Below are 23,605 nucleotides of genomic sequence, written 5' to 3'. Positions count from 1 at the left end.
AATAAGCAGATCATCATCAAATTTTTGCGCTAAATCACACGCGTCAGGCTTCTAAACTTAAGAGGAATCACCTGTTGTTTCCCCCTGAGGATGTGATTATGAAAAAGTATCTGACCTTTATTATTGCGGGTGCGCTGGCAGGCGCATCGTTCTCAGCCTGGTCCGTTCAACCTCTGACCGACAGCAACGACACCAGCCAGCTACGTGCGGCCGGGACGGTCTCTGTCAGCCGGGCAAGCAACCTTGATGACCTTCAGGACAAGCTGGCCGAAAAAGCGCGTCAGGAAGGGGCTAAAGGCTTCGTGGTGAACGCCGCCGGTGGCGATAACCATATGTACGGCACCGCGACCATCTATAAATAACGCCCTCTCTTCCCACACTGCATCTGCCAGGCAGATGCAGTTCTCATTTCCTTCCTTCGCCTTGACTGTGCGTTTTTTAACCCCATATTAAGATGAATGGCTTAAACAGATCAGGAGAACATGATGGCTTCCGGCTGGGCGAATGACGACGCCGTTAACGAACAGATCAACAGTACCATTGAAGATGCGGTCGCGCGTGCTCGCGGTGAAATTCCGCGCGGCGAAAGTTTGACGGAATGCGAAGAGTGCGGGGATCCGATTCCTGAAGCACGGCGTAAAGCCATTCCTGGCGTACGGCTATGTATTGCCTGTCAGCAGGAGAAAGATTCAAAAAATGCGGCACATTCAGGATATAATCGCAGAGGATCGAAAGACAGCCAGTTACGTTGACTTTCCTTTACCGAAGTTAACCGCGCCAGCCGTTTACTTTACGCTCACGACTTTTAGCGAAACGCGTAGCAAAACGTGCCCTTCCGATGGCTTCTGTAAAGCGCATCCCCAAGAAATGTCAATTGCGCTTCTGAATTTATTAATAATCAATAAGTTATTTGTCATTCAATTTTTTTGAGCAACCACGTCAATTCTCTTCGATTTTATCTTCCACTAAAAACCGTGATACTTATCACATCGACGGAACATCGTCCCCTTAACAGAATAACCTGCGAGAATTGACCTATGAAAACAATCAAATATGCTGTTGCCGCTGTTGCCCTGTCCGCTCTGTCTTTCGGCGCTTTCGCCGTAGAGCCAGTCTCCTCTACTCAGGCACAGGATCTGAATAAAATCGGGGTGGTGAGTGCTGAAGGCGCGACCACGCTGGACGGTCTGGAAGCCAAACTGGCGGAAAAAGCTGCCGCTGCCGGCGCAAGTGGATACACCATCACCTCCACTAACGGTAATAACAAACTGAGCGGTACTGCGGTTATCTACAAGTAATCGAACGAATTATGCTCCACCCTCACCCTACCCTCTGGTGAGATGCTCCAACCCTCATTGACCCTGTTGTTGTTACCCTTGTTTGCCCGTCCGCCACTGGACGGGCTTTTTTTTGCTTAAAAAGACTGCGCCACGCGCTGCAACCCGGCGTCCACAGACGCCACTTCCCCTGCCGCCAGCAGACAGCAGGCCATTTGCAGCTTGATAGACTGCGGAACCGGCACCTTTCCGGCCAGACACTGTACGATCCAGTGCGCGGTGACTTGCGGATCTTTCGACTCAGGCAGGATCACATCGCTGTTCTCTTCCCCACGTTCCAGCACGACCCGCGTCCCGGCAGGCTCAATCAGCATCAGCTGTGGACAACGCTGCGGGTTGGCGTAAACCTCCCCTTCAGTCCCGTGCATCAGCAGCGCTCGCCCGCCGATTTTGGCAAAGAATTGACCGACCCGCGTCACGTACTCCGGATGGGAGACGCTGGAAAGACGCAGCGCGGCGTCTTCGGCAAACGGCGTCGCCAGCTTCGCCAGGGTGTGGGCGCTGTTACGCACCCCCATGCGCCAGCGCATGTCCAGCTGCTTTTCCAGCGGCGGGCAGAGCGCGCGCACGGGAATATAGACCGGCTGGTTCCCCTCCAGTTTGGCCTGCGCCTGGCCAGCATGGAGAGTAGGTTCGATGCCTAATAATTCCAGAATGGTCTCTGTCAGCACGCGCGTTGGATCTTCGCTCACGCCATGCACCACCACCGGGAAACCGAGTTTCTGCAACAGAATAGCCAGCAGCGGCGTGAGGTTTGCCTGCTTACGCGCGCCATTGTAGGTCGGGATCACAATCGGCATCGGCTTCGTGACGGGCGGGGTTAAACGCATCGTCTGCGACTGCATGGCCTCATAAAAACCGCGCATCTCCGCCTCACCTTCCCCTTTGATGCGCAGCGCAATCAGAATGCCGCCCATTTCCAGATCCGGCACGTCGCCATTCAGCATATGCGTGTACAACGCACGGGCCGTTTCCTGATCCAGATCGCGAGCATGGTTTTTCCCACGCCCTACCTCTTTGATAATTTTGCGGTAATCCACGACATTTCTCCTGACAGCATCATCTTGTTAACAATATAGCCCGATGAACACGCACCCGATAGTGTTTTGTGATCATTATCAACCTGCTGTTTTCAGGTAAAAAAATAAACTCAAGCACTATTTGCATTATTTGTGATTGGAACTAAAGATTCGTACCTGTCCTTTTTTTGATTAAATAAACATCGGAAAGTTATTAAGGGTCAACGGTAAAAACGTCCAGGCAACGTTTTTGCCAGAAACACATTGGGATTTACTATGAACAAGGTTGCATTAGGGTTGTTTATCGCCACAACGGTGGGGTGTTCTGCATCCGCATTTGCGGAAACCAACGGTGAAGGGCAGATTAATTTCACCGGAGAAATTATCGATTCTGCTTGCCAGGTCGTGAATGGATTAAGTAATCCATTAGATGTTCAGTTAGGAAAAGTATCTAAAACGGTATTTACCGGCGCAGGCTCTACCAGCACACTCACGAAGTTTGATATTAAGTTAACCAATTGTCCGGAAACCGTAACCTCGGCTGCGATTAACTTCGGTGGTACCCCGGATGCGGATAATAATGCCACGCTGGCATTAACGCCCGATACCGATGCGGCTACTGGTGTAGCTATTCAGCTAATGGACGCTTCCGGGCAGCCTGTCACTCTGTATACCCCTTCGAAGCAATATCCTTTAGCCTCCGGAACGGAGGTTAACGACCTGGAGTTCGGTGCGCGTTATATTCAAACTCAGGCGGCAGTTACTGCGGGCCCTGCTAACTCTGTATCGACCTTCACCGTTATTTATAACTGATCTTATCAATCCTGAGATATTAATGCTCTTGCGGGCATTAATATCTCATCTTTTTATTGAGAAATCTTTATGCGCCACGGTTATTTACTGAGCACTCTTTTACTGGTAGCAGCCTCGGCACAGGCGGGTGTCGTGATCAATGGCACCCGTCTGGTCTATCAGGGAGATAAAAAGGAATCATCTCTTGGTCTTTCAAACCCAGATACCACGGATTATCTGGTGCAGTCCTGGGTCGATTCCGGCGGTAAAAACCTGGCCAAAGCCCCGTTCCTGATCACCCCCCGCTTTTCCGACTGGATGCGAAAGAAGATAACGTACTACGCGTAGTGCGTACGGGAGGAAATTTACCGGAAGACAGGGAATCTCTGTACTGGCTGAATATTAAAGCGATCCCTTCCTCAAAGCAGGTTGAAGGCGTAAATACGCTGCAAATTGCCATTAACACCCGAATTAAATTGCTCTATCGCCCGTCAGCGGTAAAAGGCAAACCAGAAGATATGGCCGATAAACTTGAATGGCATCGCGAAGGGAATGATTTAGTGGTGAACAATCCCACGCCTTTCTATATGAATTTTCAGGCCGTCACCCTGAATGGTCAGAAAATCACGAAAGCCACCTGGGCTGTGCCAAAAACTGAAACGCATTTTGCTTTACCTGGCAATGTCGGAGGCTCGACCGTCGTGTATTCCATTATTACGGATTACGGCAGCATCAGCCAGACATGGTCTAAACCCGTTCATTAATAATATTGCCCGGTAATAAAATCATCATGTACAGCCATAAAAAGCCGTTCACCTGCCGATTTTCGTCATTGCTGATGACTTTTTGTTGCCTGGCAATGGCGATCTTTGCGCAGCAGGTTTTGGCTGATGATTATTTTAACCCTGCCCTGCTGGACATTGATAACCCGCAGCAGGAAAAGACCGATCTGTCTGTCTATGAAAAAGGTCCCGGTCAGGCGCCAGGTAAATATCAGGTCGCGGTATTTATCAATAACAATAAAATTGATACCCGTGACGTGACCTTTAACGTAGTTAAAGATCCGCAGGGCACCAGCACGCTTCAGCCCTGTTTTACACTGGACGAATTAAAGAGCCTCGGGGTCAAAACCCAAAAATATCCGCAGCTGAGGGCAGAAGGTCAGTGCGCCGATCTACACGCCATCCCTTCGGCATCCGCGACCTTTCGCGTGCGCAATCAGCAGCTGCTGCTGAGTATTCCGCAAAAGGCGCTCGGACAGGTGCCACGCGGTTACATCGACCCGAAAGAGTTTGACGAAGGGATCAACGCGGGCCTGCTTAATTACAGCGTCAACGCCAGCCAGAGCCATGCGCGCCAGCAGGGTGAAGAGGATAGCAGCAGCCAGTACGTTAACCTGCGTCCCGGCTTCAACCTCGGGGCATGGCGCGTTCGTAACTACTCCACCTGGAATCGCAGCACCACGGGCCACGAGGAGGAACAGAAATTCACCTCCGTTTATACCTATGCGCAACGCGATATTGTGGCGATGAAAAGTGACGTGACGGTGGGCCAAAGCACCTCACCTTCCGACGTTTTTGACAGCGTCCCCTACACCGGCGTGGAGCTGAAATCCGACAACGACATGCTGCCGGACAGCGAAAAAGGCTATGCCCCTATTATTCGCGGCACCGCCCACAGCAACGCGCTGGTGATGGTCCGCCAGAACGGGTACGTGATTTATCAGAACACGGTCGCGCCGGGTGCGTTCGAGATTAACGACCTCTACCCCACCGGCAGCAGCGGCGACCTCCAGGTTACGGTGAAAGAAACAGACGGCAGCGAGAGCCATTTCGTGGTGCCGTTTGCCTCCGTGCCGGTATTGCAGCGTGAAAAAAACCTGCGCTACAGCGTAACCGCCGGGCGTTATCGCTCTTATGACAAAGACGTTGAAAAGACCCCGTTTGCCCAGGGAAGCGCCATCTACGGTTTACCCTACGGCTTCACGGCCTACGGCGGCGTGCAGCAGAGCAGCCATTATCAGTCACAGGCGATAGGCGCCGGGAAAAACATGGGCGATCTGGGGGCGTTCTCCATTGATGTGACCCGCGCCAGAGCCCTGCTTAAAAAACAGCAGTCCAGCAAGGGCCAGTCGTGGCGCGTACGCTACAGCAAAGATTTCGCCGGTTCAGGCACCAACTTTTCGCTTGCGGGCTATCGCTATAACAGCAAGGGGTTTTACACCCTGGACGACACCATGGAGTCGTATACCCGCGCCGACGACTGGTCTGCTCCCCAGCAGCGCCGCGCCCGTACCGAAGCCACCGTTGACCAGACGCTGCCAGAAGGCTGGGGGTCGGTCACGCTGAGCATGGTGAAGGAAACTTACTGGAGCCAGAGCCAGAACATGACCTCCCTGAGCGTCAGCTACAACAACAGCTGGCACGGCGTGAGCTACAGCCTCAGCTACAGCATGAACAAAAACACCCACGACAGCGATGAAGACGGTAATGAGGTAACAAACGACAACCAGTTCTCGCTGAGCGTTTCGGTTCCGCTGGATCGCTGGATGCATAATACCTGGGCCACGTACAACCTGAACAACACCAAAGATGGCACCACGCAGAACATCGGTCTTAACGGTACGGCCCTGAAAGAAGACAACCTGAACTGGAATATCCAGGAAGGGCTCAGCAGCACCGGCAGCGGTAACTCCACCAGCATCAACACCGATTACAAAGCGACCTACGGCGAAGTGAGCGCAGGCGTCAGTCAGGATAAGTATCAGCAGACCCTGAACGTCGGTTTGCAGGGCGGCGTGGTGGCCCACGCTAACGGGATAACCCTGAGCCAGCCGCTCGGTGAAACCATCGCGCTGGTGAAAGCGCCAGGTACGCACGGCACCCATATCACCAACCAGACAGGCGTGGAGACTGACTTCCGTGGCTATACCGTCGTGCCGTTCGTGACCGCGTATCGCCATAACACCATCGCACTGGATACCGAAACGCTGCCGGAGGATGCCGACGTCACCCACGCGGCGCAAATTGTGACGCCGACCCGAGGGGCCGTGGTGCGCGCCAGCTTTACTACCCGCGTGGGTAATCGCGTCCTGATGACGCTTACACAAAATGGTAAACCGCTGCCCTTCGGCGCAACGGTCACCACCGGGGATAAGGACAGCGAATTTATTGTCGGAAATGACGGCCAGACTTACCTCTCGGGTCTGCCACAGCAAGGGCATCTCAACGTTTCCTGGGGACAGGAGGCGAGCGAGCACTGCGTCGCTGACTATGCGCTAACGGATGAGAAAGAGAAAACCAGCATCATTAACGCTGCCGCGCAGTGTCATTGATTACCGTTCAGGCTAACGATTATGCAAATGATTAAACAGTGCTTTTTCTTACTGGTTCTGGGAACCGCCGCGTTATTTATGCCGCATGCGAAGGCGACCTGCACCACGCCGGATCTGCCCAAAATGATTAACGTGGCCTCCATCTCTGTCCCGACGACGCTGGCCGTTGGCGCAACTATCCCGGGTACAGAGCAAAGCGTTCATGTTGCCGGGCACTGCGATCAGAGTATTGACAGCGGTCTGGAAATTGTTTCCTGCTACTACGGCACCGGCGCGGAAATTCCTGGGCTCAGGGGCGTTTATGATTCCGGCGTACCGGGGATTGGGGTCGCACTAATGAACGATCAGGGTCAGCGAATCAGCGGAGCAGGCGGAGTACAGTGCGATTCACGCGGAACGCCTGTTGCCTATGTTTCTACCGATGGCACACAGTCGTTTAACTTTGACGTCACGCTTGAACTGGTGAAAACAAGCGACGCCGTGACATCCGGCACGCTGGTGCAGTCTCAGACCGAATTCGGCATTGGCGTTTTTGGCCATGAAGGGATCGGCAGCCCTAATCATATTGCGTATGCAGGTAACGTCATTTTGCATCAGGTCACCTGCTCTGTTTCGCCAAAAAATCTCACCGTTAATTTGGGCGATTTTCCCGTCAGTGATTTTATGAGCGTGGGGTTTTTATCCAGCCCCGCTCAGACGTTTAATATCACCGTTAACTGTGACACAACCGTTCAGCCTGAGCTAAAAATCACCAGTGCAAACGGGTACGAAACGGCATTTGAGGGAGTGATCAAACTGACGAAGCAGACGGGCATGGCAAGGGGCGTCGGGGTAAGAATGCTGTTTGATGACCATATCGCGACCTTTGACTCCTACGTCAACACCCAAAGCCAGGCCGTTGCCAATGAAACGCTGGATATCCCCTTTCAGGTTCGCTACGAGCAGACCAGCGATGTGGTGACGCCCGGCCCCGCCAACACCGTAGCAACCATCACTCTCGCCTATAAGTGACAAACATGAAAAAGACAATCGCGTTTCTGGCGGTGGGCTTACTGGCCCAGGCTCACGCAGACGACATTCAGATCCAGATGACGGGAAATATTTACGCCAATACCTGCGTCATTGACAGCGCCAGCCGCAACCTGACGGTGGACTTAGGCCAGGCGGTGTCGGGCAGTTTTAGAGACGTGGGGGATACCGGCGAGTGGAAAGACTTTTCCCTGTCAGTATCGCACTGCCCAGCCACGCTGGCGCTTGCCACGGCCTTTTTCTATGGCCAGGCAGACAGCGTGCATCCGACCAAATTTGCCAATATCGGTAGCGCAAAGGGACTGGCGCTGGAGCTGGCAGACCGACAGGACAAAATACTGATTGCCCCGCAGGCCGCCTTTAACGCCGCCATCAATCCGAGCGACCACACGGCAACCTTTCCTCTGTCCGCACGCTACTACGCCACCTCAATGCCCGTCACTGCCGGGACGTTCAGCAGCGTGATTCAGGTGACATTCACTTACCAGTAGGACCGCGCCTCTTTGCACGGATGCTTTTTGTACGCCCGGCAGAGGGTTTTGCCGGGCGTTTTTTTACCTCCGGCACTTCTGGCTGCTCAATCGGGAAGATCGGCAGCGCATTCAGCAGCCGCTGGCCATAGTTTTTGGTAAGCAGGCGTTTGTCATAAATCACCACCTCGCCCCAGCAGCCGTGGCTACGGATCAAGCGCCCGACCTGCTGGATCAGGTTAAACGACGCCGCAGGCAGGCTTTGCACTTCAAACGGATAACGGTTAAGGCTTTTCAGCCATTCGCCTTCGGTGATCACCACCGGGCTGTCGATGGGCGGGAAGGCAATTTTATGGATATGCACCTGCGTCAGGTAGTCGCCTTTTAAATCCAGCCCTTCCGCAAAGGACTGTAGCCCCACCAGCACGCTACGCTCGCCGTTATCAATGCGTTTACGGTGCGTTTCCACCAGCCGATAGCGCGGCTGATCGCCCTGCACCAGCAGGAGTAAGCGCAGATCGGTGACGTGCTCCAGGAAGCGTTGCATCGCGCGGCCGCTGGCAAACAGCACCAGCATACCGGGGTATTTTTTACTCTCAACCTGCTCGCGGAAGTAGGCCGCCATTTCCGCAATATGCTGCTCTTCGTTATCGATAAGCGGCTCATAGTTCATGCGCGGGATCACCAGCTTGCCCTGCTCACAGTGGTTGAACGGCGAGTCCAGGGCCACAAAACGGTCCCCCGCTTTCTCTTTCAGGCCGCTCATTTCCTGTAACCTTGAGAAGCTGTTCAGTGAACGCAGGGTTGCGGACGTCACTACCACGTGCGGCACGCTGCGCCAGATCAGCTTTTCCAGCTGATCGGCCACGCGGATGCCCACGCAGTGGAAGAACAGATGTACCTGCCCGTCTCGCACTTCGCGGGTGGCCCACTTTGTCACTGGCGCCCCGGACGCCTGCGCCATCGAGGCCAGCCGCCAGAGTTTGCTCTGCGCCTCAAACATGCCCAGCGCGCGGTTCATTTGCAGCAGAATGCGGTGCAAGCGCACCACGTCATGGGTACCGGTTTTCTCGCTGAGATCGTTGAGGAACATCTCCGCCAGCCCGCGCAGCTTTTCAAGGTGCTTCGCCAGCTGCTGGCAAATCTCCATCACTTCCTGTGGCAACTCACCCATCGCAAAGCGGTGTTCCGCTTCCTGGGTGGCGGAGAGATACAGGTTGAGAATGTTATTCAGCGAGGCGATGAGGCCGTACACCTCTTCACAGTGCTCGCTCAACCGCTCCGGGACCGCCAGCGGCGGCGTGGTTTTCGGGCGGAACTGCTCCATGCAGGTTGCCACCAGCTTGCAGAACAGATCGAGTTGCAGGCGAAACCACGGGGCGGTAATTTCCGCACTCATCTCCAGCGCATCCCGCGCCACGTCGGGCAGATGATGACCTTCATCCAGCACCAGCAGCAGGTTTTTGGGCTCCGGCAGGACCGCTTCACTCTCCAGGGCAGCCATCACCAGCGCATGGTTGGCGACAACCACCTCCGCTTCCTGAATCTCACGCCGGGCGACAAAGAACGGGCACTCGCGATAGTAATGACAGTTGCGGTTCAGGCAGCTCGCTTTATCGGTGCTGAGCCTGCGCCACAGGTCGTCGCCGATCGCCTGGCTGGTGTGATCCCGCAGGCCGTCCCACCTGTAGCCGTCGAGATCGGCCTTTAGCTTTGCGCACTGCTCCTGCTCCGCCTTGTTGTTTGGCGTCAGCTCGTCATCAAGAAACGCGAGCAGATCCTGCTGGGAGGGTTCACTGCTGGCCAGCGCCGCCAGATTGCGCGGGCAGACGTAACGCCCGCGACCAAAGGCGGCGGTGAAGCGTAAATCCGGGATAATTTTGCGCAGCAGCGGCAAATCTTTGCTGAAGATCTGATCCTGCAAGGCCACGTTAGCGGTACTGACCACCAGCGTTTTGTCTTCTTCCCGCGCGATGGCAATGCCGGGAATGAGATACGACAGGGTTTTCCCGACGCCGGTCGGGGCTTCAATCGCCAGATGTCGTCCGTCGTCCCCGGCGAGCGTTTTTGCCACGTCGGCAATCATCTGCCGCTGCGGGGCTCGGGGGATAAAGTCGGGGATCTGCTGTTGTAGCGCCTTATACCATGCGCCAATTTGCGCCTTGAGCGCAGCGGTTAAAGCCATCGGAAAACCTGAAATACTGTATAAACAGCCACTATTGTGGCACTTTCTCTCCGCTGCCGCAAAAAGAAAAGCCCGGCTTTACGACCGGGCTTCCAGATTACTGCGGGTTAGCAGGTTTACGCGGGCGGCGTCGGCGCTGCCCCTCGCCTGCCGGTTTCCCTTCGCCGCTACGCCACGGGTTTTCACCGGCTGGTTTGCTGTCGTTATTACGACGCGGCGGTTTGCCCGAAGATTTCGGCGCGCCACCTTCGGCACGACGCGGCTGCTGACCGCGACCGCCGCCGCCCTGACCGCGACCGCCGCCCTGACGACCGTTCTGAATTGGCTCGGCTTTGATCGACGGATCCACTTCATAACCCGGGGTCTCAATGCGCGGGATCTCTTTCTTCAGCAGGCGTTCGATGTCGCGCAGCAGCTTGTGTTCATCCACGCAGACCAGAGAGAGCGCTTCCCCGGTTGCCGCCGCACGGCCGGTACGGCCGATACGGTGCACGTAGTCTTCCGGCACGTTTGGCAGCTCGTAGTTCACCACGTGCGGCAGCTCTTCAATGTCCAGGCCACGGGCGGCGATGTCGGTTGCCACCAGCACACGTATGTCGCCGGATTTAAAATCAGCCAGCGCGCGGGTACGCGCACCCTGACTCTTGTTGCCGTGGATCGCCGCGCTGCGAATACCGTCTTTATTGAGCTGTTCCGCCAGGTGGTTAGCGCCGTGCTTGGTGCGGGTAAAGACCAGTACCTGCTGCCAGTTGCCCTGGCCGATCATCTGGGAGAGCAGTTCCCGCTTGCGCTTCTTATCCACAAAGTGCACGTGCTGCGTCACCTGCTCGGAGGCGGTATTGCGGCGCGCGACTTCCACTTCCAGCGGGTTATGCAGCAGCTTTTCCGCCAGTGCCTTGATCTCGTCGGAGAAAGTCGCGGAGAAGAGCAGGTTCTGACGACGCGTCGGCAGCTTCGCCAGCACGCGGCGAATGTCGTGGATGAAGCCCATATCCAGCATACGGTCGGCTTCGTCCAGCACCAGAATTTCGATGTTATCGAGCTTCACCGCGTTCTGGTGTTCCAGATCCAGCAGACGCCCCGGCGTTGCCACCAGCACGTCCACGCCGCCGCGCAGCTTCATCATCTGTGGGTTAATGCTTACCCCGCCGAAAACCACCAGCGAACGAATGTTGAGGTAGCGGCTGTATTCACGCACGTTCTCGCCAATCTGGGCCGCCAGTTCGCGGGTTGGGGTGAGGATCAGCGCACGCACCGGACGACGGCCTTTGGCGTGCGGCTGGTTTTTTACCAACAGCTCCAGCAGCGGCAGGGTAAAGCCTGCGGTCTTACCGGTACCGGTCTGCGCGCTTGCCATCAGGTCACGGCCCTGCAAAACGGCCGGAATGGCCTGCTGCTGGATAGGGGTTGGCTCAACGTAGCCCTGCTCTGCGATGGCGCGCAGAATTTCCGGGTTCAGACCAAGGGAATCAAAAGACATAAAAACTCCGAACCGCCCCGACCATCACAGGTGTAGTTTTCAGGGAGATATAACGAATAGAAGGACAAAAACCACAATGTCGCGAAGGAGCGGAGTGTAGCAGCTTTTGTGACGTGGCGCATAAAATATCCCCGGCGATGACTCGACGTTTGCGCAAATCAGGCATAATCTTAATCAATCGATTGATTAATTTTTAATGCTGCTATGAATACAACCCCAACGACAACCAAAGGCGAACAGGCGAAAAGTCAGCTTATCGCCGCCGCGCTGGCGCAGTTTGGCGAGTATGGTCTGCATGCCACCACACGGATATCGCCGCTCAGGCCGGACAGAATATTGCGGCCATCACCTACTATTTTGGCTCAAAAGAGGATTTATACCTTGCCTGCGCCCAGTGGATCGCGGATTTTATCGGCACCAGCTTTCGCCCGCACGTGGAAGAAGCCACCGCGCTGTTCAGCCAGCCAGAGCCTGACCGGGCTGCCATCCGCCAGCTGATCCTTAACGCCTGTCACAACATGATCCGCCTGCTGACGCACGACGATACGCTGAACCTGAGCAAATTTATCTCCCGCGAGCAGCTCTCCCCCACTGCCGCGTACCAGCTGGTGCACGATCAGGTGATCGCCCCGATGCACAGCCATCTGACCCGGCTGATCGCCGCCTATACCGGACGGGACGCCAGCGATACCGACACCATTTTGCATACCCACGCCCTGCTGGGCGAAGTGCTCGCCTTCCGTCTGGGGCGTGAGACCATCCTGTTACGTACGGGCTGGACACAATTCGATGAGGATAAAGCCGCGCAAATTAGCCAGGTCATTACCTGTCACGTTGATCTGATCCTGCAAGGCTTAACGCAAAGGAGCCAGAAGTCATGAAAAAACCTGTCGCCATCATTCTGGTGGTTGTTGTGTTACTTGCTGCGGGAATCGGTGGCTGGCTGTGGTATCAGAGCCAGCAGGATCGTGGCCTGACGCTGTACGGCAACGTGGATATCCGCACCGTGAACATGAGCTTCCGCGTCGGCGGGCGGCTGGCCTCGCTGAACGTTGACGAAGGCGATGCCATCAAAGCCGGGCAGACGCTGGGAATGCTGGACAAAGCCCCGTTTGAGAACGCGCTGATGCAGGCAAAAGCAGGCGTCTCCGTCGCACAGGCGCAATACGACCTGATGCTGGCGGGCTACCGTGACGAAGAGATCTCCCAGGCGGCCGCTGCCGTTAAGCAGGCAAAAGCCGCCTATGACTATGCGCAGAATTTCTATAACCGTCAGCAAGGCTTATGGAAAAGCCGTACTATTTCCGCCAACGACCTGGAAAACGCGCGCTCATCCCGCGACCAGGCACAGGCGACGCTGAAATCTGCCCAGGATAAGCTAAGCCAGTACCGCACCGGTAACCGTGCGCAGGACATTGCCCAGGCGAAGGCCAGCCTTGAGCAGGCGCAGGCGCAGTTAGCCCAGGCGGAGCTGGATCTGCACGACACCACGTTAGTCGCCCCGTCTGACGGCACGCTGATGACCCGCGCCGTGGAGCCGGGCAGCATGCTCAGCGCGGGCAGCACCGTGTTAACGCTCTCCTTAACCCGTCCGGTGTGGGTGCGCGCTTACATTGATGAGCCAAATCTTGGCCAGATGCAGCCGGGCCGCGAACTGCTGCTCTATACCGACGGTCGCCCGGACAAGCCGTATCACGGCAAAGTGGGCTTCGTCTCCCCTACCGCCGAGTTCACGCCAAAAACCGTTGAAACCCCGGACCTGCGTACCGACCTGGTGTACCGCCTGCGCATCATCGTCACCGATGCGGACGACGCGCTGCGTCAGGGCATGCCTGTTACCGTGACCTTAAACGACGGGGAACGACATGAATGATGCGGTTATCCAGCTCAACAATCTGGTCAAACGCTTCCCGGGAATGGCCAAACCGGCAGTCGCACCACTGAATTGTACGATTCAGAAAGGCTATGTGACCGGGCTGGTGGGGCCGGACGGCGCGGGTAAAACCACGCTGATGCGGATGCTGGCGGGATTGCTGAAGCCGGATGAAGGCAGTGCCAGCGTGCTTGGCCTCGATCCGATCAAAGACGACGCGGCGCTCCACGGCATGCTCGGCTATATGCCGCAGAAGTTTGGTCTGTACGAAGATCTGACGGTAATGGAAAACCTCAACCTGTATGCCGATCTGCGCAGCGTTACCGGCGAAACCCGGCAGAAAACCTTCCAGCGTCTGCTGGCGTTTACCTCCCTCGGCCCGTTCACCGACCGGCTGGCGGGCAAACTTTCCGGCGGGATGAAGCAGAAGCTGGGGCTGGCCTGCACGCTGGTGGGCGAACCGAAGGTGCTATTGCTGGATGAACCCGGCGTGGGCGTGGACCCGATTTCCCGCCGCGAGCTGTGGCAGATGGTGCACGAGCTGGCGGGTGACGGCATGCTGATCCTCTGGAGTACCTCTTACCTTGATGAAGCAGAGCAGTGCCGCGACGTGCTGCTGATGAATGAAGGCGAACTGCTCTATCAGGGCGAACCCACCGAGCTGACGCAAACCATGGCCGGGCGCAGTTTTCTGCTGCACAGCGCGCAGGAGTCCAACCGCAAGCTGCTGCAACGGGTACTGAAGCTGCCGCAGGTGAGCGACGGGATGATTCAGGGCCGTTCGGTGCGCGTGATCCTCAAAAAAGAGACTACCGCCGACGATATCCGCCGTGCGCAGGGTATGCCTGAGATCGACATGACAGAGACCGCGCCGCGCTTTGAAGATGCGTTTATCGATCTGCTGGGCGGGGCGGGAACCTCAGAATCACCGCTTGGCGCCATCCTGCACACGGTGGAAGGCACGCCGGGCGAAACGGTCATTGAAGCAAAATCGCTCACCAAAAAATTCGGCGATTTCGCCGCCACCGATAACGTCAATTTTGCCGTGAAGCGCGGCGAGATATTTGGCCTGCTCGGGCCGAACGGCGCGGGGAAATCCACCACCTTTAAGATGATGTGCGGCCTGCTGGTGCCGACGTCCGGCAAGGCACTGGTGCTGGATATGGATCTGAAAGTCAGCTCCGGCAAGGCGCGCCAGCACCTGGGCTATATGGCGCAGAAGTTTTCGCTCTACGGCAACCTGACGGTGGAGCAAAATCTGCGATTTTTCTCCGGCGTCTACGGCCTGCGGGGACGGGCGCAGAACGAGAAGATCGGCCGCATGTGCGACGCCTTCGGCCTGACCGATATCGCCTCACACGCTACCGACGCGCTGCCGCTTGGCTTCAAACAGCGGCTGGCGCTGGCCTGCTCACTGATGCACGAGCCGGATATCCTGTTTCTTGATGAACCGACTTCAGGCGTGGACCCCCTCACCCGCCGCGAATTCTGGCTGCATATCAATAGTATGGTGGAAAAAGGCGTGACCGTGATGGTCACCACCCACTTTATGGACGAGGCAGAGTATTGCGACCGCATCGGGCTGGTCTATCGCGGCAAGCTGATTGCCCACGGCACGCCGGATGACCTGAAAGCGCAGGCCGCCGACGACGCGCAGCCAGACCCGACCATGGAGCAGGCGTTTATCACCCTCATCCACGACTGGGATAAGGAGAATACTCATGCGCAGTAACACCCTTTCCTGGCGCCGGGTGCGCGCCCTGTGCGTCAAAGAGACGCGGCAGATTGTGCGTGACCCCAGCAGTTGGCTGATTGCGGTGGTGATCCCCCTGCTGCTGCTGTTTATTTTCGGCTACGGGATTAACCTCGACTCCAGCAAGCTGCGGGTCGGGATTTTGCTGGAGCAGCAGAGCGAAGAGGCGCTGGACTTCACCCACGCCATGACCGGCTCGCCCTACATCGATGCCACCATCAGCGACAACCGGCAGGAACTGATCCAGAAAATGCAGGCCGGAAAAATTCGCGGTCTGATCGTCATTCCGGTCGATTTTGCCGCCAATATGGCACGCCCGGGCGCCGATGCGCCAATTCAGGTGATCACCGACGGCAGCGAGCCGAACACCGCCAACTTCGTGCAGGGCTACGCGGAGGGTATCTGGCAGCTCTGGCAGATGCAGCGCGCCGAAGACCGGGGGGAGGAGTTTGAACCGCTGATTGACGTGCAGACGCGCTACTGGTTTAACCCCGCCGCCATCAGCCAGCATTTTATTATTCCGGGGGCGGTCACCATCATCATGACGGTGATTGGCGCGATCCTCACCTCGCTGGTGATCGCCCGCGAATGGGAGCGCGGCACCATGGAGGCGCTGCTCTCGACCGAAGTAACGCGCGTCGAGCTGCTGCTCTGCAAGCTGATCCCCTACTACTTCCTCGGCATGCTGGCGATGCTGCTGTGTATGCTGGTCTCGGTATTTATTCTTGGCGTGCCGTACCGCGGCTCGCTGGTGCTGCTGTTCTTTATTACCAGCCTGTTTTTGCTCAGCACGCTGGGGATGGGACTGTTAATTTCCACCATCACCCGCAACCAGTTTAACGCCGCGCAGGTGGCGCTTAATGCCGCCTTCCTGCCGTCGATTATGCTCTCCGGCTTTATCTTCCAGATAGACAGTATGCCGGCGGTGATCCGCGCCGTGACGTACATCATTCCGGCGCGCTACTTTGTGAGCACCCTGCAAAGCCTGTTCCTGGCGGGAAATATTCCGGTGGTGCTGATTATCAACACCCTGTTTTTGCTGGCGTCGGCGGTGATGTTTATCGGGCTGACGTGGATGAAAACGAAAAGAAGATTAGATTAGCCATCGGATTTTGTAGGTCGGGTAAGCGCAAGCGCCACCCGACAGGAGGACGACGCGATGTTTCACCGTTTATGGACATTGATCCGCAAAGAGCTGCAATCCTTGCTGCGCGAGCCGCAGACCCGCGCCATTCTGGTGCTGCCGGTGCTGCTTCAGGTTGTACTGTTTCCGTTTGCCGCCACGCTGGAGGTCACCAACGCCACCATCGCCATTTACAACGAAGACAACGGCAAGCATTCCGTCGAGTTGACGCAGCGTTTCGCCCGCGCCAAAGCCTTTACCCATGTCCTGCTTCTGGAAAGCCCGCAGGCGATCCAGCCCACCATCGACACGCAAAAAGCATTATTGCTGGTACGCTTCCCGGCGGACTTCTCCCGCAACCTGGACACATTCCAGACCGCGCCGATGCAGCTGATCCTCGACGGACGTAACTCCAACAGCGCCCAGATTGCGGCGAACTATTTGCAACAGGTGGTGAAGGATTACCAGCAGGAGCTGATGGCGGGCAAACCCAAACCCAACAACAGCAAGCTGGTGGTGCGCAACTGGTACAACCCGAACCTGGACTACAAATGGTTTGTGGTGCCGTCGCTGATCGCCATGATCACCACCATTGGCGTGATGATTGTCACCTCGCTGTCCGTGGCGCGCGAACGTGAGCAAGGTACGCTGGATCAGCTGCTGGTCTCACCGCTCGCCACCTGGCAGATATTTGTCGGCAAGGCGGTGCCGGCACTGATTGTCGCGACGTTCCAGGCCACCATCGTGCTGGGGGTGGGAATATGGGCGTACCAGATCCCGTTTGCCGGATCGCTGGCGCTGTTTTACTTCACGATGGTGATTTACGGCCTGTCGCTGGTGGGGTTTGGGCTGCTGATTTCCGCGCTCTGCTCAACGCAGCAGCAGGCGTTTATCGGGGTGTTTGTCTTTATGATGCCGGCGATCTTGCTTTCAGGGTACGTTTCGCCAGTGGAGAACATGCCGGTGTGGTTACAGGATTTGACGTGGATAAACCCGATTCGTCACTTCACGGATATCACCAAGCAAATCTATCTGAAGGATGCGAGTCTGGATATTGTATGGGGAAGTTTGTGGCCGCTACTGGTCATCGCGGCCACAACGGGCTCAGTGGCCTATGCGATGTTTAGACGAAACATCGCGTAGTTTTTTCTCTTTGGTGAGCAATGACACCACCGCAGGCCCTGCGAGGATAGCCAGACCCGCCAGGGCCAGCAGCAGGTTGTTTTGCAGCACGCGTGACAACAGCCACAGGACGATCATTGCCGCACCAAAATACCAGGTGGTGGTGAGCTCTTCGAGCACATCACCCACTTCACGCCAGCGCGCGTCGTGGTGACGCTGTAAAAACAGCATCGACAGCACGGTCACGCCGTAAACCACGCATAACCCTAAGCCGACACGCACCAGCGTGCCGCTCATCCAGCCCATCACCAGTACGGCCACGACCAGTAAATGCAACATTATCTGCCAGCAACTCAAACCGGTTGCGACACGAACGCGTTGTTGCCACTTCATGGCTTCTCTCCTGAAGGATTTTTCTCTGCTAATTCAGACTACCGCACTTTACGGAAAATTCCGTAACGCCGCATCTTTTTGTGACGCCTACTACACTTTATTTTCATCGGGATAGTCACCCAGGAAGGTGTTTATGAGCAAAAAAACGCAGCATTTCTCGCTTAATGTGCTGACGATAAACATTCATAAGGGCTTCACAGCATTTAACCGCCGCTTCATTTTACCGGAGCTGCGCGACGCGGTGCGCACCGTCAGCGCCGATATTGTCTGCCTCCAGGAGGTCATGGGCGCGCACGAAGTGCACCCTATGCATTTCGAAAACTGGCCCGACACGCCCCACTACGAGTTTCTGGCGGATACCATGTGGAGCGATTACGCCTACGGGCGCAATGCGGTCTACCCGGAGGGGCATCACGGTAACGCGGTGCTGTCGCGTTTTCCTATCGAGCATTATGAGAACCGCGACGTCTCCGTTGGCGAGAGCGAAAAACGCGGGCTGTTATACTGTCGTATCACCCCCCCGGCGCTCGATTTTCCCATTCATGTGGGCTGTGTTCATCTTGGCCTGCGTGAAGCCCACCGTCAGGCCCAGCTACAGATGCTGGCAGACTGGACCAATGCGCTGCCGGAGGGCGAGCCCGTCGTGGTGGCCGGTGATTTCAACGACTGGCGACAGCGGGCCAACCATCCGCTGAAGGTGAAGGCGGGGCTGGAGGAGATCTTTACCCGCTCACGCGGTCGTCCCGCGCGGACGTTTCCGGTGCGCTTCCCCCTACTGCGCCTTGACCGCATTTACGTAAAAAATGCCCACGCCAGCAGCCCGACTGCGCTGGCTTTACTCAACTGGCGACATCTCTCCGACCATGCCCCACTCAGCGCGGAGATTCACTTATGAAATGCACATGGCAGGAAGGTAACCGTATTACGCTGCTGGAAAATGGCGATAACTTTTATCCGGCGGTTTTTGAGGCGATTAGCCACGCACAGCAGAAAGTCTTTCTCGAAACGTTTATCTGGTTTGAAGACGATGTGGGCAGGCAGTTGCACAGCGCACTGCTGCATGCCGCCCGTCGCGGTGTAAAAATCGAGGTTCTGCTCGACGGATATGGTTCGCCGGATCTCAGCGACGAATTTGTTAACGAGCTCACCGCCGCAGGTGTGGTGTTCCGCTATTACGATCCCGGCCCGCGTCTGTTCGGCATGCGCACCAACCTGTTCCGCCGAATGCACCGCAAAATTGTGGTGGTGGATGAAACGGTGGCCTTCGTTGGCGGCATTAACTACTCCGCCGAGCATATGTCGGATTACGGTCCCGAAGCTAAACAGGACTACGCGATCCGTATCGAAGGACCGGTGGTTCAGGACATCCAGCTGTTCGTGCTGGAAAACTTACCCGGCAAAGAGGCCGCTCGCCGCTGGTGGCGACGCCGTCATCGCCCGGAAGAGAACCGCAAGCCCGGCGAGGCGCAGGCGCTGTTCGTCTGGCGGGATAACGAGGAGCACCGGGACGATATCGAGCGTCATTACCTGAAGATGCTGGCGAATGCGAAGCGTGAGGTGATTATCGCCAACGCCTATTTCTTCCCCGGTTACCGGATTTTGCACGCCATGCGCAACGCGGCCCGACGCGGCGTGAGCGTGAAGCTTATCGTGCAGGGTGAGCCCGATATGCCGATTGTGAAGGTCGGCGCGCGTCTGCTCTATCGCTATCTGGTCAAAAGCGGCGTGCAGATCTATGAATATCGCCGCCGCCCGCTGCACGGCAAAGTCGCCGTGATGGATGACCACTGGGCGACCGTTGGCTCCAGCAACCTCGATCCGCTGAGCTTATCGCTCAATCTGGAAGCGAACCTGATCATCCACGATCGCCAGTTTAATCAGACCCTGCGCGATAACCTTCAGGGACTTATCAATAAAGACTGCGTGCGTGTGGATGAGTCTATGGTGCCAAAACGGAGCTGGTGGAACGTGGGCATCGGCGTGGTGGTGTTCCACTTCCTGCGCCACTTCCCGGCCATGGTGGGCTGGCTGCCCGCGCATACGCCGAAACTGGCGCTGGTGGATCCGCCTGTGCAACCCGAAATGGAAACCCAGGACCGCGTAGAGGCGGAAGATGGAGGGAAAACCTGATGTCGAAATCTCATCCTCGCTGGCGGCTGGCGAAAAAAATCCTGACCTGGCTGTTCTTCATTGCCGTCGCGGTCCTGCTGGTGGTGTATGCCCAAAAGGTGGACTGGGAAGAGGTGTGGAAAGTTATTCGCAACTACAACCGGACAGTCCTGCTGGGGGCCGTTGGGCTGGTGATTGTGAGCTACCTGATGTACGGCTGCTATGACCTGCTGGGACGTGCCTACTGCGGACATAAGCTTGCCAAACGGCAGGTTATGCTGGTGTCATTCATCTGCTATGCCTTTAACCTGACGCTGAGCACCTGGGTGGGCGGGATTGGTATGCGCTATCGCCTGTACTCCCGCCTTGGCTTACCGGGCGGCACCATCACGCGTATTTTCTCCTTAAGCATCACCACCAACTGGCTGGGGTATATCCTGCTGGGCGGGGTGATTTTCACCATCGGCGTGGTGCAGCTGCCTGCGCACTGGTACATCGATGAGGCTACCCTGCGCATCCTGGGCATCGTACTGCTGCTGATCATCGCCGCCTACCTGTGGGCCTGCGCCTTTGCCAAACGTCGTCATATGACCATTAAAGGCCAGAAGCTGGTGCTGCCGTCATGGAAGTTTGCCGTCCTGCAAATGGTGGTTTCCAGCGCTAACTGGATGGCGATGGGGGCCATTATCTGGCTGTTGATTGGCGAAGATGTGAACTACTTCTTCGTGCTGGGCGTGCTGCTGGTAAGCAGTATTGCCGGGGTGATTGTGCATATTCCGGCGGGTATTGGCGTACTGGAGGCGGTGTTTATCGCGCTGCTTGCGGGGGAGCATGTGTCTCACGGGACGATTATCGCCGCCCTGCTCGCGTACCGCATGATCTACTACTTCCTGCCGCTGGCGCTGGCAACGGTCTGTTATCTGGTGCTGGAGAGTCGGGCGAAGAAGCTGCGCGCGAAGAACGAGAGGATGTTGGCGAAGTGAGTTGTGTCGGGTAGCGCTGCGGTCTGATGCCCTCACCCCGGCCCTCTCCCACGGGGAGAGGGAGAAAAGCCCGCACCGTGCAATCCCCTCTCCCTGAGGGAGAGGGTTAGGGTGAGGGGGAAATAACTAGCGACGGTTGCCGAAGATACGCAGCAGCATCAGGAACAGGTTGATGAAGTCCAGATAAAGCGTCAGCGCGCCCAGAATCGAGTATTTGCGCAGGTTTGAACTGTCGCGAACATCAATTTGTTCACCGATGTTTTTCAGCTTCTGGGTGTCGTAAGCGGTTAAGCCCACGAAGATCACCACCCCGATATAGGTCACCGCCCACATCAGCGCGTCACTCTTCAGCCACAGGTTCACCAGCGACGCCAGCACAATCCCAATCAGCCCCATAAACAGCATGTTGCCGAAGCCGCTCAGGTCACGTTTGGTGGTGTAACCGTACAGGCTCATCACACCGAACATCCCGCCGGTCACCACAAACGTGCTGGCGATGGAAGAGTAGGTGTAAACGATGAAAATACTGGAAAGCGTCAGCCCGGTCAGCGCCGAATAGAGCATAAACAGCGTGGTCGCCATACCCGCACTGAGCTTGTGCACCAGCCCGGAGAGCACGAACACCAGCGCCAGTTGCGCAATAATCAGCCCAAAGAAGGTGATTTTGCTTGAGAAGATAAACATCATCAGTTCAGGCGTGTTTGCCGCATACCACGCGATAAACGCGGTAAGCAGCAGGCCAACCGTCATCCAGCCATACACCTGAGCCATGTAGGTTTGCAGCCCGCTACGGGTCTGCTGAACTATCGAATCGGAACGCGGAAATCGGTCCATGATTCACTCCTGATTAAGTAAACACACACGTTAAGAGTAACACATCCGCGTAAACCAACTACCAACGGCTGGCGGCATGTTTATCGCTGTCGCGTGATTCCACCCAGCGCTCACCTTCCGGCGTCGCTTCACGCTTCCAGAACGGCGCTTTGGTTTTAAGGTAATCCATGATGAACTCCCCCGCCGCAAAAGCACTCCCGCGATGGGCGCTGGTGACGCCGACAAACACAATCTCTTCGCCGGGCCACATTTCGCCGATGCGATGGATAACCGTAACGCGCCCTAGTGGCCAGCGGCCTCGCGCCTCTTCCACAATGGCCGCCAGCGATTTTTCGGTCATTCCCGGATAGTGCTCCAGCGTCAGCGCTTTTACGCTGTCCCCGAGATTATGATTACGCACTTTCCCGGTAAACGTCACGACCGCGCCGTCTTCGTCGCGCCCGGCCAGCCAGTCATATTCCGTGCCCACGTTAAAACGCTCATGGCCGACCAGAATTCGGGTTTCCGTCATCTTAACCCCCTGTGACCGGCGGGAAGAAGGCCACTTCGTCCCCATCGGCCAGCGGGTGGGTTAACTCCACCAGCGTCTGGTTCACGGCGGCCAACAGTTTGCCTTCGTCCAGCGCCAGCGCCCAGCGGTCGCCTTGCGCCGCCAGATGCGCACGCAGGGCGGCGACATTTTCGAAAGAGCCGTCCAGCGTCAGGCTGTCGGTATTGACCAGCTCACGGACCTGGGCAAAAAAGAGCACCTTAATCATGGCTTTCCACCTTAAAATCACCGGATTTGCCGCCGCTTTTTGCCAGCAGACGCACCGGGCCAATCACCATATCTTTCTGCACCGCTTTACACATGTCGTAGATGGTCAGCGCCGCCACGGAGGCCGCCGTCAACGCCTCCATCTCCACGCCGGTTTTCCCGGTCAAGCGGCACAGGGACTCGATACGCACGCGGTTATGCTCCGGCTGCGCCTGCAAATTTACCTCCACTTTGCTGAGCATCAGCGGATGGCAGAGCGGGATGAGGTCCCAGGTACGTTTAGCGGCCTGAATACCGGCGATGCGGGCGGTGGCAAATACATCACCCTTGTGATGGCTACCGTCGATAATCATCGCCAGCGTCTCCGGCAGCATGGTGACGAACGCTTCAGCACGCGCCTCGCGCACCGTTTCGGCTTTGGCGGAGACATCCACCATATGCGCTTCGCCAGCGGCGTTAATGTGGGTCAGTTGTGACATAGCTTATTTCTTTAAATGGGGATGGAAATTACATGGACGGGTACGGGCATCCAGCTGCGGGGCAATAATGTTTTCCCACGCGGTGCGGCAGGCTTTGGTCGACCCCGGCATGGCGAAGATCAGCGTCTTATTCGCCACCCCCGCGACGGCACGGGACTGAAGCGTAGAGGTGCCAATCTCTTCAAAGGAGAGCATGCGGAACACTTCGCCGAAGCCTTCCACTTCGCGATCGAACAGCGGGAGCAGCGCTTCCGGCGCCTGGTCGCCTGCGGTAAAGCCGGTGCCGCCAGTGATCAGCACAACCTGGACGTCATCGCCCGCAATCCACTGTGAGACCTGAGCGCGAATGGCGTAACGGTTTTCTTTGACGATCGCTTTATCAACAATCTGGTGTCCGGCTTCGTGTGCCGCCTCGCGCAGCCAGTGGCCAGAGGTATCATCCTCTTCACCACGACGTTCGGAAACGGTAAGAATAGCAATGCGTGTCGGGATAAATTCCGCGCTTACCTGACTCATCTTCTGGTTCCTTCTAA

Annotated in this window: 23 protein-coding genes and 2 pseudogenes; 16 read left to right on the top strand and 9 right to left on the bottom strand. The window is 56.7% G+C overall.

Features of this window, described 5'->3' with window-relative positions:
- Nucleotides 1–98: 98 nt before the first annotated feature.
- The 3 genes from mcbA to ybiJ all read left to right on the top strand — a co-directional run bounded on the left by mcbA (nucleotide 99) and on the right by ybiJ (nucleotide 1,298).
- Nucleotides 99–362: a DUF1471 family periplasmic protein McbA gene (mcbA, locus tag L379_RS15550; RefSeq protein WP_003858470.1), complete on the top strand. Its 264-nt coding sequence runs from the start codon at nucleotides 99–101 to the stop codon at nucleotides 360–362.
- Nucleotides 363–485: 123 nt separating this feature from the next.
- Nucleotides 486–752, top strand: a complete 267-nt coding sequence (locus L379_RS15555; protein ID WP_017693765.1) for a DksA/TraR family C4-type zinc finger protein — start codon at nucleotides 486–488, stop codon at nucleotides 750–752.
- A gap of 285 nt (nucleotides 753–1,037) precedes the next feature.
- Entirely contained in the window at nucleotides 1,038–1,298 is a 261-nt protein-coding gene (ybiJ, locus tag L379_RS15560; RefSeq protein ID WP_003858474.1) for a DUF1471 family protein YbiJ, read from the top strand.
- A 116-nt stretch (nucleotides 1,299–1,414) separates the two neighbouring features.
- On the opposite strand, the gene ybiB is transcribed toward ybiJ, so the two are convergent.
- Nucleotides 1,415–2,377, bottom strand: a complete 963-nt coding sequence (gene ybiB / locus L379_RS15565) for a DNA-binding protein YbiB (protein ID WP_017693766.1) — start codon at nucleotides 2,375–2,377, stop codon at nucleotides 1,415–1,417.
- A gap of 255 nt (nucleotides 2,378–2,632) precedes the next feature.
- Here ybiB and L379_RS15570 point away from each other — a divergent pair, with 255 nt between their 5' ends.
- The 5 genes and pseudogenes from L379_RS15570 to L379_RS15585 all read left to right on the top strand — a co-directional run bounded on the left by L379_RS15570 (nucleotide 2,633) and on the right by L379_RS15585 (nucleotide 8,002).
- Nucleotides 2,633–3,169 carry a fimbrial protein gene (locus tag L379_RS15570; protein ID WP_015571068.1) on the top strand — a complete coding sequence of 179 codons (537 nt, stop codon included), beginning with the start codon at nucleotides 2,633–2,635 and terminating at the stop codon, nucleotides 3,167–3,169.
- 69 nt (nucleotides 3,170–3,238) lie between these two features.
- Nucleotides 3,239–3,912, top strand: a pseudogene (locus L379_RS0123950) (molecular chaperone).
- A 26-nt stretch (nucleotides 3,913–3,938) separates the two neighbouring features.
- Nucleotides 3,939–6,482, top strand: a complete 2,544-nt coding sequence (locus L379_RS15575; RefSeq protein ID WP_139155331.1) for a fimbria/pilus outer membrane usher protein — start codon at nucleotides 3,939–3,941, stop codon at nucleotides 6,480–6,482.
- Nucleotides 6,483–6,503: 21 nt separating this feature from the next.
- The gene (locus L379_RS15580; RefSeq protein WP_017384925.1) at nucleotides 6,504–7,493 is read left to right on the top strand and encodes a fimbrial protein; all 990 of its coding nucleotides are present in this window, start codon (nucleotides 6,504–6,506) and stop codon (nucleotides 7,491–7,493) included.
- Between the two features lie 5 nt (nucleotides 7,494–7,498).
- Nucleotides 7,499–8,002 (top strand): fimbrial protein, encoded by a 504-nt coding sequence (locus tag L379_RS15585; protein ID WP_015571072.1) that lies wholly within the window; start codon nucleotides 7,499–7,501, stop codon nucleotides 8,000–8,002.
- On the opposite strand, the gene dinG is transcribed toward L379_RS15585, so the two are convergent.
- On the bottom strand, nucleotides 7,989–10,166 hold the full coding sequence (gene dinG / locus L379_RS15590) for an ATP-dependent DNA helicase DinG (RefSeq protein WP_032653037.1): 2,178 nt from the start codon (nucleotides 10,164–10,166) through the stop codon (nucleotides 7,989–7,991). The genes L379_RS15585 and dinG overlap by 14 nt on opposite strands.
- Nucleotides 10,167–10,263: 97 nt before the next feature.
- Nucleotides 10,264–11,646, bottom strand: a complete 1,383-nt coding sequence (gene rhlE / locus L379_RS15595; protein ID WP_017693771.1) for an ATP-dependent RNA helicase RhlE — start codon at nucleotides 11,644–11,646, stop codon at nucleotides 10,264–10,266.
- A 204-nt stretch (nucleotides 11,647–11,850) separates the two neighbouring features.
- On the opposite strand from rhlE, the pseudogene cecR reads away from it, so the two are divergent.
- The 5 genes and pseudogenes from cecR to L379_RS15615 all read left to right on the top strand — a co-directional run bounded on the left by cecR (nucleotide 11,851) and on the right by L379_RS15615 (nucleotide 17,538).
- Nucleotides 11,851–12,527, top strand: a pseudogene (gene cecR / locus L379_RS0123945) (transcriptional regulator CecR).
- Nucleotides 12,524–13,519 (top strand): secretion protein HlyD, encoded by a 996-nt coding sequence (hlyD, locus tag L379_RS15600; protein WP_023296152.1) that lies wholly within the window; start codon nucleotides 12,524–12,526, stop codon nucleotides 13,517–13,519. Before cecR ends, hlyD begins: the two are co-directional and overlap by 4 nt.
- Nucleotides 13,512–15,251, top strand: a complete 1,740-nt coding sequence (locus tag L379_RS15605; protein WP_032653035.1) for an ATP-binding cassette domain-containing protein — start codon at nucleotides 13,512–13,514, stop codon at nucleotides 15,249–15,251. The genes hlyD and L379_RS15605 overlap by 8 nt, the downstream gene beginning before the upstream one ends.
- On the top strand, nucleotides 15,241–16,374 hold the full coding sequence (locus tag L379_RS15610) for an ABC transporter permease (RefSeq protein WP_023296150.1): 1,134 nt from the start codon (nucleotides 15,241–15,243) through the stop codon (nucleotides 16,372–16,374). Before L379_RS15605 ends, L379_RS15610 begins: the two co-directional genes overlap by 11 nt.
- Nucleotides 16,375–16,431: 57 nt before the next feature.
- Nucleotides 16,432–17,538 carry an ABC transporter permease gene (locus L379_RS15615; RefSeq protein ID WP_032653033.1) on the top strand — a complete coding sequence of 369 codons (1,107 nt, stop codon included), beginning with the start codon at nucleotides 16,432–16,434 and terminating at the stop codon, nucleotides 17,536–17,538.
- Here L379_RS15615 and L379_RS15620 read toward each other — a convergent pair.
- Entirely contained in the window at nucleotides 17,500–17,910 is a 411-nt protein-coding gene (locus tag L379_RS15620; protein WP_003858499.1) for a YbhQ family protein, read from the bottom strand. The two genes, L379_RS15615 and L379_RS15620, sit on opposite strands and share 39 nt — an antisense overlap.
- Nucleotides 17,911–18,043: 133 nt before the next feature.
- Between L379_RS15620 and L379_RS15625 the strand changes: the two genes are divergently transcribed.
- From L379_RS15625 to L379_RS15635, 3 genes are read left to right on the top strand one after another with little or no spacing between them, the layout of a single operon-like run.
- Nucleotides 18,044–18,805: an endonuclease/exonuclease/phosphatase family protein gene (locus L379_RS15625; protein WP_032653031.1), complete on the top strand. Its 762-nt coding sequence runs from the start codon at nucleotides 18,044–18,046 to the stop codon at nucleotides 18,803–18,805.
- Complete coding sequence (gene clsB / locus L379_RS15630; protein ID WP_015571079.1) at nucleotides 18,802–20,040, top strand: cardiolipin synthase ClsB; 1,239 nt, start codon at nucleotides 18,802–18,804, stop codon at nucleotides 20,038–20,040. The genes L379_RS15625 and clsB overlap by 4 nt, the downstream gene beginning before the upstream one ends.
- Entirely contained in the window at nucleotides 20,040–21,002 is a 963-nt protein-coding gene (locus L379_RS15635; protein ID WP_015571080.1) for a lysylphosphatidylglycerol synthase domain-containing protein, read from the top strand. The genes clsB and L379_RS15635 overlap by 1 nt, the downstream gene beginning before the upstream one ends.
- Nucleotides 21,003–21,128: 126 nt before the next feature.
- On the opposite strand, the gene L379_RS15640 is transcribed toward L379_RS15635, so the two are convergent.
- The 5 genes from L379_RS15640 to moaB are packed head-to-tail and all read right to left on the bottom strand — an operon-like array spanning nucleotide 21,129 to nucleotide 23,588.
- Entirely contained in the window at nucleotides 21,129–21,836 is a 708-nt protein-coding gene (locus tag L379_RS15640; protein WP_015571081.1) for a Bax inhibitor-1/YccA family protein, read from the bottom strand.
- 58 nt (nucleotides 21,837–21,894) lie between these two features.
- A complete protein-coding gene (gene moaE, locus L379_RS15645; RefSeq protein ID WP_015571082.1) occupies nucleotides 21,895–22,347 on the bottom strand; it encodes a molybdopterin synthase catalytic subunit MoaE in 453 nt (150 codons plus the stop codon).
- A gap of 1 nt (nucleotide 22,348) precedes the next feature.
- Nucleotides 22,349–22,594 carry a molybdopterin synthase sulfur carrier subunit gene (gene moaD / locus L379_RS15650; protein ID WP_003858510.1) on the bottom strand — a complete coding sequence of 82 codons (246 nt, stop codon included), beginning with the start codon at nucleotides 22,592–22,594 and terminating at the stop codon, nucleotides 22,349–22,351.
- The gene (gene moaC, locus L379_RS15655; protein WP_006809528.1) at nucleotides 22,587–23,072 is read right to left on the bottom strand and encodes a cyclic pyranopterin monophosphate synthase MoaC; all 486 of its coding nucleotides are present in this window, start codon (nucleotides 23,070–23,072) and stop codon (nucleotides 22,587–22,589) included. Before moaC ends, moaD begins: the two co-directional genes overlap by 8 nt.
- 3 nt (nucleotides 23,073–23,075) lie before the next feature.
- Nucleotides 23,076–23,588 (bottom strand): molybdenum cofactor biosynthesis protein B, encoded by a 513-nt coding sequence (gene moaB / locus L379_RS15660; RefSeq protein WP_015571084.1) that lies wholly within the window; start codon nucleotides 23,586–23,588, stop codon nucleotides 23,076–23,078.
- Nucleotides 23,589–23,605: the final 17 nt, after the last annotated feature.

The organism is Enterobacter sp. MGH 33 (genome assembly GCF_000534535.1).
Classification (GTDB): Bacteria; Pseudomonadota; Gammaproteobacteria; order Enterobacterales; family Enterobacteriaceae; genus Enterobacter; species Enterobacter hormaechei_C.
The sequence above is the reverse complement of the archived record's forward strand: the minus strand, read 5'-3'. Positions and strand labels throughout refer to the sequence as shown.

Excerpts from the sequence above, each read along its gene's own strand:
- mcbA (WP_003858470.1), top strand. The coding sequence starts at position 99 with ATGAAAAAGTATCTGACCTTTATTATTGCGGGTGCGCTGGCAGGCGCA.
- L379_RS15555 (WP_017693765.1), top strand. The coding sequence starts at position 486 with ATGGCTTCCGGCTGGGCGAATGACGACGCCGTTAACGAACAGATCAAC.
- ybiJ (WP_003858474.1), top strand. The coding sequence starts at position 1,038 with ATGAAAACAATCAAATATGCTGTTGCCGCTGTTGCCCTGTCCGCTCTG.
- L379_RS15570 (WP_015571068.1), top strand. The coding sequence starts at position 2,633 with ATGAACAAGGTTGCATTAGGGTTGTTTATCGCCACAACGGTGGGGTGT.
- L379_RS15575 (WP_139155331.1), top strand. The coding sequence starts at position 3,939 with ATGTACAGCCATAAAAAGCCGTTCACCTGCCGATTTTCGTCATTGCTG.
- L379_RS15580 (WP_017384925.1), top strand. The coding sequence starts at position 6,504 with ATGCAAATGATTAAACAGTGCTTTTTCTTACTGGTTCTGGGAACCGCC.
- L379_RS15585 (WP_015571072.1), top strand. The coding sequence starts at position 7,499 with ATGAAAAAGACAATCGCGTTTCTGGCGGTGGGCTTACTGGCCCAGGCT.
- dinG (WP_032653037.1), bottom strand. The coding sequence starts at position 10,166 with ATGGCTTTAACCGCTGCGCTCAAGGCGCAAATTGGCGCATGGTATAAG.
- rhlE (WP_017693771.1), bottom strand. The coding sequence starts at position 11,646 with ATGTCTTTTGATTCCCTTGGTCTGAACCCGGAAATTCTGCGCGCCATC.
- hlyD (WP_023296152.1), top strand. The coding sequence starts at position 12,524 with ATGAAAAAACCTGTCGCCATCATTCTGGTGGTTGTTGTGTTACTTGCT.
- L379_RS15605 (WP_032653035.1), top strand. The coding sequence starts at position 13,512 with ATGAATGATGCGGTTATCCAGCTCAACAATCTGGTCAAACGCTTCCCG.
- L379_RS15610 (WP_023296150.1), top strand. The coding sequence starts at position 15,241 with ATGCGCAGTAACACCCTTTCCTGGCGCCGGGTGCGCGCCCTGTGCGTC.
- L379_RS15615 (WP_032653033.1), top strand. The coding sequence starts at position 16,432 with ATGTTTCACCGTTTATGGACATTGATCCGCAAAGAGCTGCAATCCTTG.
- L379_RS15620 (WP_003858499.1), bottom strand. The coding sequence starts at position 17,910 with ATGAAGTGGCAACAACGCGTTCGTGTCGCAACCGGTTTGAGTTGCTGG.
- L379_RS15625 (WP_032653031.1), top strand. The coding sequence starts at position 18,044 with ATGAGCAAAAAAACGCAGCATTTCTCGCTTAATGTGCTGACGATAAAC.
- clsB (WP_015571079.1), top strand. The coding sequence starts at position 18,802 with ATGAAATGCACATGGCAGGAAGGTAACCGTATTACGCTGCTGGAAAAT.
- L379_RS15635 (WP_015571080.1), top strand. The coding sequence starts at position 20,040 with ATGTCGAAATCTCATCCTCGCTGGCGGCTGGCGAAAAAAATCCTGACC.
- L379_RS15640 (WP_015571081.1), bottom strand. The coding sequence starts at position 21,836 with ATGGACCGATTTCCGCGTTCCGATTCGATAGTTCAGCAGACCCGTAGC.
- moaE (WP_015571082.1), bottom strand. The coding sequence starts at position 22,347 with ATGACGGAAACCCGAATTCTGGTCGGCCATGAGCGTTTTAACGTGGGC.
- moaD (WP_003858510.1), bottom strand. The coding sequence starts at position 22,594 with ATGATTAAGGTGCTCTTTTTTGCCCAGGTCCGTGAGCTGGTCAATACC.
- moaC (WP_006809528.1), bottom strand. The coding sequence starts at position 23,072 with ATGTCACAACTGACCCACATTAACGCCGCTGGCGAAGCGCATATGGTG.
- moaB (WP_015571084.1), bottom strand. The coding sequence starts at position 23,588 with ATGAGTCAGGTAAGCGCGGAATTTATCCCGACACGCATTGCTATTCTT.